Below are 511 nucleotides of genomic sequence, written 5' to 3'. Positions count from 1 at the left end.
ATTGGTACCTGATATAACCTCTAGCATAATCAACTGGACTGATTTTTGGATCAAACAAGACGGTGATTCCTGCTTCTTTGAATTTATTTACTTTAAAAGCATACTCAATGCAATTGATTGGCTTAGGACCTAGTGATAGATCCAGAACTATATTTTGGGTAGGGAATGTATTTTTCATACAGATATATTGAATGTATCGTGGTAAATCACTGTCGACGATATCGATTTGATTGGCCGATATGTGGACCTCCAAAGTGGGGTGTTCTGATGAGATATACCTCACTGCCTCTCTAAACAAAAAATAGAAAGCCTGATCCCCCGTATTCTTAACAACTTCCCCCTCATTGAAAAGGTTAGCACTAAGGGTTATCCCATCGTCTACCTTGAATCTTAACTGGCACTGCACACCTATCACTTCATTAGGGTTATTCCTACTGAATTTAGGGCTGTAGCAAACTTCATAATCCTCGCAAACATCCTTATTTACTAAACTATCCATAAATCACCTACT

1 protein-coding gene is annotated in these 511 nt (G+C 38.2%); it reads right to left on the bottom strand.

Annotated elements, in window-relative coordinates; genetic code table 11:
* A partial coding sequence (locus BCT81_RS04965) for a hypothetical protein (protein WP_133152557.1) occupies window positions 1-499 on the bottom strand: 499 nt, incomplete at its 3' end.
* Window positions 500-511 lie beyond the last annotated feature (12 nt).

This window comes from Vibrio sp. 10N.261.52.A1, from assembly GCF_002876325.1.
GTDB classification, from domain to species: Bacteria; Pseudomonadota; Gammaproteobacteria; order Enterobacterales; family Vibrionaceae; genus Vibrio; species Vibrio chagasii.
This window is presented reverse-complemented; position numbering and strand designations above follow the sequence as displayed.